General features: G+C 22.4%; 6 protein-coding genes. 3 read left to right on the forward strand and 3 right to left on the reverse strand.

The window, feature by feature from the left end; genetic code table 11:
* Positions 1-161 precede the first annotated feature (161 nt).
* Entirely contained in the window at positions 162-707 is a 546-nt protein-coding gene (locus CLTHE_RS13250; RefSeq protein ID WP_080023874.1) for a hypothetical protein, read from the forward strand.
* 611 nt (positions 708-1318) lie between these two features.
* Positions 1319-2020, forward strand: a complete 702-nt coding sequence (locus CLTHE_RS13255; protein ID WP_080023875.1) for a hypothetical protein — start codon at positions 1319-1321, stop codon at positions 2018-2020.
* A 165-nt stretch (positions 2021-2185) separates the two neighbouring features.
* Here CLTHE_RS13255 and CLTHE_RS13260 read toward each other — a convergent pair whose 3' ends face one another.
* Both CLTHE_RS13260 and CLTHE_RS13265 read right to left on the reverse strand, forming a co-directional pair.
* The gene (locus CLTHE_RS13260) at positions 2186-2674 is read right to left on the reverse strand and encodes a hypothetical protein (RefSeq protein WP_080023876.1); all 489 of its coding nucleotides are present in this window, start codon (positions 2672-2674) and stop codon (positions 2186-2188) included.
* Positions 2675-2999: 325 nt separating this feature from the next.
* A complete protein-coding gene (locus CLTHE_RS13265; RefSeq protein ID WP_080023877.1) occupies positions 3000-3959 on the reverse strand; it encodes an alcohol dehydrogenase catalytic domain-containing protein in 960 nt (319 codons plus the stop codon).
* Positions 3960-4632: 673 nt separating this feature from the next.
* Between CLTHE_RS13265 and tyrP the strand changes: the two genes are divergently transcribed.
* On the forward strand, positions 4633-6039 hold the full coding sequence (tyrP, locus tag CLTHE_RS13270) for a tyrosine-tyramine antiporter (protein ID WP_080023878.1): 1407 nt from the start codon (positions 4633-4635) through the stop codon (positions 6037-6039).
* A 68-nt stretch (positions 6040-6107) separates the two neighbouring features.
* On the opposite strand, the gene CLTHE_RS13275 is transcribed toward tyrP, so the two are convergent.
* Entirely contained in the window at positions 6108-6791 is a 684-nt protein-coding gene (locus tag CLTHE_RS13275; protein WP_080023879.1) for a hypothetical protein, read from the reverse strand.
* Between the last annotated feature and the right edge of the window lie 1597 nt (positions 6792-8388).

Raw genomic sequence — 8388 nt, forward strand, 5'->3', positions numbered from 1 at the left:
CATTTAAAATTATTTTAGAAAAATATTTTTTATCTTATCTTTCCAACTTTAAAACTGTTAAAATTTGATTAAAAATGTAGATTTTTGATTAAATTTAATTAAAATAAATTCACAGAAACTTTTTAATAAAATTTAAATATTATTTTACTAGGAGGTAAATAATGAATAAAAAACTATTTTTAAAATTAGGAGTATTATTAGTATCTTTATCATCTCTTTCATTTGTTGCATATGGACAAAAAAATAATTCAACACAATCAATTAATTCTGATAATAATACTAAACAAGAAGCAAAACAAAATCCTACAGAAACAGAAAATGAAGAGCAAAACTCTAAACAAGAATCGAAGTCAAAAACTACAGAAACGGAAAATATAAAACAAAACTCTAAACAAGAAGAAAAGCCAAAAACTACAGAAACAGAAAATATAAAACAAAACTCTAAGCAAGAATCAAAACCTGCAGAAACAGAAAATATAAATCAAAATTCTCAACAAGAAGAAAAGCAAGAATATTATTATAATTTAATTAAAGAAGCTAAACAAAAGCAAATTGATTATATTAATTCTATTGATGACCCTAAAGTAAAACAATCTGTTCAAACTGCTTTTTCGGCTGCTATTTTTAAGGCGAATGAATTAACTTTAAAGTATCCTGAAGATTCTGATATTATAAATGTAAGTTTAAACAAACTTCTTAATGGTTAAAAATTTTTAGAATAATATTATACCGATATTTAATAAAAAAAATTGCAATTATTGTTTTTTCTAAACTACATAATCAAATCATAGTAATTTTCTTTATTTAAGCAATTTTAAAAATAATATAAATTTAAATTTTTAATCTAAGTAATAATTGATAAATATATTAGGACAACCTGTGTTTTGTATGCAAAACATAGGTATCATATATAAAAAGCTACTTCATAGGTAGCTCTTTTTTATTCGTTATACTATAATGATTTAATAGTAACAAAAATACTAAATAATCTCATTTTTATACAAGCAATAAAATCTCATATACCTTTAGATTTTAACAGATATTTTAATGAAAATCCTTAAAATTGATTCTGAAAGCTCCCGTACTTTTATCTAGCGGTTCAAATCTTTTTGAAATTCACTTAATTTATTGTAAATACTTTAGTTAAATTTTCCTTAGTATCTAAACCAATAATTAGTTTTTCCGAATTCCTTGCTATTTCCTTTACAAATGGTATCACAGTGAATATGCAAATATATATTTTAATTAAATATTTCAACTTTTATTTTTACTATAAATAATATAAAATTTATGTTAACGGTATAAAAGGGGGACTTTTATGAAAAAAAAATTTTTTGGTATTGTATGTATGTTAACAATTGTTTTAGTTGCTTGTTATTTCTTTATCTCTAATATAAATAAAAAAACTCTTAGTCTTACTGGTATATATTTAGATGATAATAATCAATTGCATGGTGAAGTAATAGATAAATCTAAAAAGAATGACTCTAAATATATAGGTTATACAGAAGGTAATTTTGTTAGCAACACAAATAAAGAAATAACTGAAAATTTTTCTTTAAATAAAATTTACTTTCAAAATTTAAGTTTAGAAATCCCAGATTATTTTCAAACTTTCCCAACAATGGATAGCAATAATGGGACGATAGCTTTGCTCACAAAAACAGATGATATTTTTAATCATTATAGTAAAGATGGTATAAGTATATCTATCGTAGACAATGATTCTAATTATACTATTCAAAAATGTATAGAAAATATAAAAGAGTCAAATAAAGCTCCAGGATTAGTTAGAAAATTGCAAGATATTAATGTAGATGGAAATAGTTTGAAAGTTAATTATAATGGAGACTATAAAGATGTTGGAGATCCAAATGTTCAATCTAAATTTAAAGTTTATACTCATATGATATTTCAAGATAATAAAATTTACACTATAGAATACCTTTATGAAGATGAAGTTATAGGAAAGAAAGTTATTGATATTTTAAATAAAAGTATTACTATAACTAAGCAATAACTAACTTATTTAAAGTTCAATTTATATTTATAATAAAAAAATTATTTAAATCAAATATATTAAAATAAATTTAAAAAGTTATCTTATTTAAAGATAACTTTTATTTTTAATTAATGCATTTATTGAAATTTTTCATTTTAAATTAAAATACTTTATTAATTCTATCTAATTTTTAGGTGGAATATATGCACCATCTATAAGTTCTGTTTCTTTTAATTTATTCCCTCTTACTAATTTATTTACATAATCATAATGATCTACACTAGTTTTTAGAAAGCTATGTACATAAACTACTTCTTTTCCTCTATTTTTATCATTAATTATATATTCATTCTTATATCCAAATATAAATATAACTGTTGTATCTAAAATAATTAAAATAAGTATAATTCCAGCTATAAAGGTTACAATAGCACTTATCCAACTATTTTTAATCATTTTTCTTATAAAGTTAATTATCTGTATTAAAATAATAATTAAAAATATCCCTATTACTCCTTCAATTATATTTTTAGGAGTATTCATTAATGCAAGGTTTGTCTTCTCTAAAATACAATTTACTACCTTATAAAATATTCCACTAATTATTAATACTAAACATTCAATAATAAATATTTTCTTTCTAATAGAATATTTCCTCTCTAATTTTCCCATTTATTTGTACATTCCCCCTTTTAAATTCATTAATTTTTTATGTGTATCTGCATTGAAAAAGAAATAGAATTCCAATAATTTAGAAATAAATTTAATTAAAATATAAAAAAAAGTATTGTGAATATAGATACAAAACTATTTAAATTAAAAGAAAAATTGAAATAATAAAATAGATTTATTTAGAAAAGCCTATTTAAACAAATAGGCTTAAGTAATAATATAATAATGATAATGTTTTAGTATACATAAATATTATTATAATTCAAATAATTACATAAAATCTATATTTTTATTTATCTAAAATATTTATAATAAAATTATTTGTTTAAAATACTAAAACATATTTTGGTTTTTTCTTAGCTTGTTTTTCTTGTAATTCGTGTGCTTGTGAAGCATGTTTAAAATCTAATGTATAAACATCATCATCCAATAAAAGACCTTTTTTAAATTGATCATTGATAATTTCAGCAGCTATTTTTAGCTGTTCTATACTAGCATGGCTTATAACAAATCCAAGTATTTGTCCCATTTTAGTATAAAGAGGCCAAGTATCTATAGTATCAATTGGAGCTGGTGTAATCATTAAAATTCTTCCACCAATATTTAATGCTGTAATATTATTTTGAAGATTTGCTTTCCCTGATGTATCCACAATTAAATCAAATACTTCTCTTTGATTTTCTGACGGAAAAGTTTCTTTATAATCTATAGTATTATCTGCTCCTAATTTGTGTAATATTTCAAAATCATCTGGATTTGAAGTTGTTGTAATAGAAAGCCCCATTTGCTTAGCTAAACTAACTAGTTTTCTACCAACATGTCCAGCAGCTCCCTGTATTAATATTTTTTCTCCTATTCTCACTTTTCCTATTTCTGCTAAAAGAATAGCAGCAGTAGCTGAAGAATGTAATGAAGCAACAGCTGAAATAGGATCAACTCCTTTTGGAAGATGATATAGTCTATCTTGGTTAACACTAACAAATTCAGAAGTTACGCCTTGCCTTCCATCATACCCCATACTATTTGTCCAAACAATATCTCCAATTTTAAAGCCTTTTGTAGCCTTTCCAATTTCATGTACAACTCCCACCATATCTCTACCAATAATAAAAGGAAATGGTATTGGTGTTTTATACTTTCCTGAACGAATAAATGTATCTACATTATTTACGGATACGCAAATTGTTTTTACTATAATTTCATCATCACGGCATATTGGGTTATCAACATCACCATATTGTATATTTTTTATACTACCACACTCTGTAATATATGCTGCTTTCATATTAAAACTCCTTCCATATAATTATACTTATGTAAAATAAATATACATTTTCAATAGATAACACGTATCTAACTTTTTACCTATTAAATGTATTCTAGCATAAAATTTTTGTTAAAATATTAATAATATTTCTGACTTTCTCCAAATCAATCACTACCAAGTATAAATTTATAATTATATTTTCCAAGACTATTTAAGGTTTTATATGTGTTCATTTTATAAATTTATAAATCGAAATCTAAATGATAACATTCCTATAAATTATTCTCATTTAAATTTAACTTGTATTTCACAAATTTTATTAGGCTCTTTTCTGTAATTAATAAAATTTTTTAAGCAACATTTTTTTATGGATAAGATAAAAAAATTAATAAGTAGAAAATATATTATGAATTAAAATAGGCTTGTATCATTTTAATAAATTGCTAAAAACAGAGTGTTAATTCAAAGTGAAATTATTAAATTTTAAAATATAATATGGTTTTTTTATTATAATAATAGAAAAACTATGAAAACTTTATCTATATAAATCGGTGAATTAATGTTAACAAATTATTATAATTGCGTTCTTTGACAATAATGAATTCTATTAGTAATAATTATAAGTAATTGTAATTTTATTAAATAATTTTATTTAAATGTAGTAAAAGAAAAATATGAAAGGATGGATTATATGAATAAATTAAAAAAGCTAACACTGTTTCAGTTAATAGGAATTACTATTGCTTTCTTTGGAAGTGTTAGAAGTGTACCAACATTAGCTATAAATGGATGGACAGGTATCACATATATAGTTGCAGCTGTAATTATTTTTGCAATTCCTATAGCACTTATAGCAGCTGAACTTGCAACTGGTTGGTCAGATGAAGGTGGACCTCAATTGTGGGTTAAGGAAGGACTAGGACCTAAGTGGAGTTTTGTTACTTCTTGGATACTATGGATTCAGATGGTTACAGGAATGACAATGGTAGGGAGTATAGTAGGAGTAATTTTAGCTTATGTAATAGGAATTCCAAGTCTTTCTCAAAATAGTATTTTTGTATTTATTTGTTTACTTATAAGTTTTTGGGGTGTTACGCTTCTTAATTTTAAATTTAATATGGTTAAAGTTGTAGGAAAGTTTGGAACACTTATAGGAGTTTTTATTCCTTTTGCTGCACTTACAATATTAGGTGTTTTATATATGTTCAAATTTGGAATTAATCCAGGACATTATTTAGGAAACTTTGAATTATCTAAATTAGTGCCTAATATACATAATTTAGGTACATTAACATATTTTTCAGGAATTATATTTATCTTTGCAGGGGTAGAGATTTCATCAGTTCATATAAATAATATACATAATCCGAAAAGAAATTATCCAATAGCAGTTATTATATCAGTAGTTATACTGGTAATTGTGAATTTAATAGCAGGACTTACTGTTGCAAATGCAATTCCTAAAGGACAAATTGAGCTAACAAATGTATTGCAACCTTTTGTAGTATATACAAAAGCGTTTCACTTACCTACAATAATAGAAAAAATTATTGCATTAATGATAGTAATTGGAGTTCTTGGACAAATGAGTGCATGGGTATTAGGTCCAGCTAAAGCAATGATAAAAGTTGCGGAAGAAGGGAATTTACCAAAAATATTTCAAAGAAAAACAGAAAAAGGCATACCAATAACTATTGTTATAGTACAAGCCATAATGGTTTCTTTATTATCAGTATCATATATTGCAATTCCAAATGTTAATGGAGTATTCTTTATGATAACAATAGTTACAACTATACTTTATTGTTTAGTTTACATACTAATTTGTATTTCAGCTATAAGATTAAGATACACAAAGCCTAATATAGAAAGAGCTTTTAGATTAGGAGTAAATGGAAATTTAGTAATGTGGATAGTTGCATTACTTGCTTTATTTGGTCTTATATTAACTATAGCAATAAGTTTAATTCCACCATCAATTATAAGTAAGAATCAAGATGGTTTTTATATTGGATTTCAAGTTATAGGTACAATAATAAATATAATAATTCCATTATTAATATTTAAATTTAAAAAGAAAAGTTGGAAAATAGGATAAAAATATAAAAGCTATATCAAAAAAATTTTAGATATAGCTTTTATATTTTTTTAATAGATAAATAATTATTATATCGGTTTTATTTCGTCATAATATCCTTCTAGCTTAGGGGCTACACCACCAATATTTATCCATAATATATTATTACTAGGTTGATGTGTTTTTACAATTACTGCCTTTAAATTTAATTTTGACAAATTATCTGTACCATATGTTTGTTTTATAATTGTAGGTGTAACACAAAATTGTATAAGATCAAACAATTGACCTCCTTCTGTACCATTTTTATCAAAGGATTTATCAATAGCTCTTATTTGATACCATGAACTATTATAAAGATTATTTATTAAATTATCTAAAGCTCTACCACTTATCTGATATTTACTACTTGTGCTATTATTAGAATGTTTAATATCGTTATTTTCTTGATTACTTTGTTTCACACTTCTATTTATATTTTGATTATTAATTACTTTTACATTTTCACCTTTTTGCACATCTTTTTGGTTTGCTATAGGTTTAGTATTTTTTATATGTATACTTTGTTGATTCGATGTTTCTTCACTAATATTTGTATTTATGTTTTTTTCATTATCCGATTTCACATTTTTTAAACCCTCTTCTCCTGGACTTATTTTATTACTAGCTAATAACTTATTAACCTCAGTTTCTTTATTCCTAAAATTTATAACAAACCCACCTATTCCACAGACTATTATTATCCCCACTATTATAATAATTATTTTTCTCATATGTAAAAATATCCTTATCAATATATTCTATATTAATCTAACAAATAAATATGAATTTCGAATAACATTTTTATGATAAATTAGATTTTTAATCTAATTTTTTAAAAATTAATTGAATAGTTTTTATAAGTTCAATTTCTAATTTAAATATGTATAATTCTTTTCCTTTTTCATAAGATATAAATGTAGTATTTATATATTTAGCCTTTAAATAAAATATTCGATTTGTTCTCGAAAACAATAGAAAACCCATCCAAAAATGAATGGGTTTTCTATTAATATATTTTTACAAGGAGCTAGAAAAACACTAATCGAATTAATGGTTTTCTAGTATACAATAATAATATTAGGTTGTACTAACCATAAAATACATTACTAAATAAATGATAAATAATATTTACAAAAAACATTAAAATTATCATTTTTATATTTTGGAAAATTATATAACTTTAGTGTAAATAATGTTAGTTAGTATTATTATGTTAGTATCATATTATTTAATTACTGTAAAGTAAATGTATAACATATATAGTATATCACAATAACTATACATATATTGGATATGCGATTTTAAAACTTTTAATATTTTAATATATTTCTGTGATAAATTTAAATAAAATATCATTCTATAATAATTTGAACAATTAATTCGTTAAAATATATTAAATGTATAAATTTACTTCTAACTAAAACTTTAATATTCCTTTTATTTAATTAGCATAACAATTATTATTTATCATAAACTAAAATGTAGAAATCTATATATTCAATCTTTAGAATCCAATATTTAATTAATAATAAAAATAATAAAAAGCCGTTCAATAATTCGAACGGCTTTTTATTATATTTTAAAAGGTAATAGCAAAATACTATAATGGTATGTTAATAAAATAGTAGTAAGTTTGTATTAAATACAAAGAATAATTATATTTTATTTATTAAAACCTTTACAAATAAAATTATTCTTTGCTATGGGGAAGATTTGTTTTAGTACCCAACATAAATATAAATTTTAGGTTTATTATTTATATTATTAACATACAACATATTGAGATATAATATATTCAATATGTTTGTATTATAGCACAATATTTATATTTATGTCGTATATATTGAATATATTTATTTTTATAATTTCAGTAATTTGATATACTTTTTTAAAATAAAAATAAATATCTTACTCTTTTATTGCAATTAAAGTAATTAATTATATAAAATTTATTAAAACATATAAATTTTTATTTTAAATTAATTTATATAAATAAAAGATTTATTTTCTCAAACAATAAAAAAAACTATTCATTTCTGAATAGCTTTTTTAAATAGGTTTTATAAGGAGCTAGTGAAACACCAAAATAAGCGCCTTACTAGTATTAATATTATTAGGTTGCACTAACATAATATTGCTTACTAAACAAATGATAAAAAACATTTACAAAAGTAGTGAAACTATTTATGTGTATACATTAGAAAAAGCTTATAAATTTAATATAAACAATTGTTAGGAGTATTATTATGTTAATTACATATTACATAATTAGTATAAAGTAACTATGTAACATACTTAGTATACCACAATGACTATACATATATTGGA

The sequence above is a fragment of the Clostridium thermobutyricum DSM 4928 genome (genome assembly GCF_002050515.1).
Classification (GTDB): Bacteria; Bacillota; Clostridia; order Clostridiales; family Clostridiaceae; genus Clostridium; species Clostridium thermobutyricum.

What these genes read in the sequence shown, in the direction of transcription:
- CLTHE_RS13260 (WP_080023876.1), bottom strand. Translation starts at nt 2,674, where the DNA reads ATGGGAAAATTAGAGAGGAAATATTCTATTAGAAAGAAAATATTTATT.
- tyrP (WP_080023878.1), top strand. Translation starts at nt 4,633, where the DNA reads ATGAATAAATTAAAAAAGCTAACACTGTTTCAGTTAATAGGAATTACT.
- CLTHE_RS13255 (WP_080023875.1), top strand. Translation starts at nt 1,319, where the DNA reads ATGAAAAAAAAATTTTTTGGTATTGTATGTATGTTAACAATTGTTTTA.
- CLTHE_RS13265 (WP_080023877.1), bottom strand. Translation starts at nt 3,959, where the DNA reads ATGAAAGCAGCATATATTACAGAGTGTGGTAGTATAAAAAATATACAA.
- CLTHE_RS13250 (WP_080023874.1), top strand. Translation starts at nt 162, where the DNA reads ATGAATAAAAAACTATTTTTAAAATTAGGAGTATTATTAGTATCTTTA.
- CLTHE_RS13275 (WP_080023879.1), bottom strand. Translation starts at nt 6,791, where the DNA reads ATGAGAAAAATAATTATTATAATAGTGGGGATAATAATAGTCTGTGGA.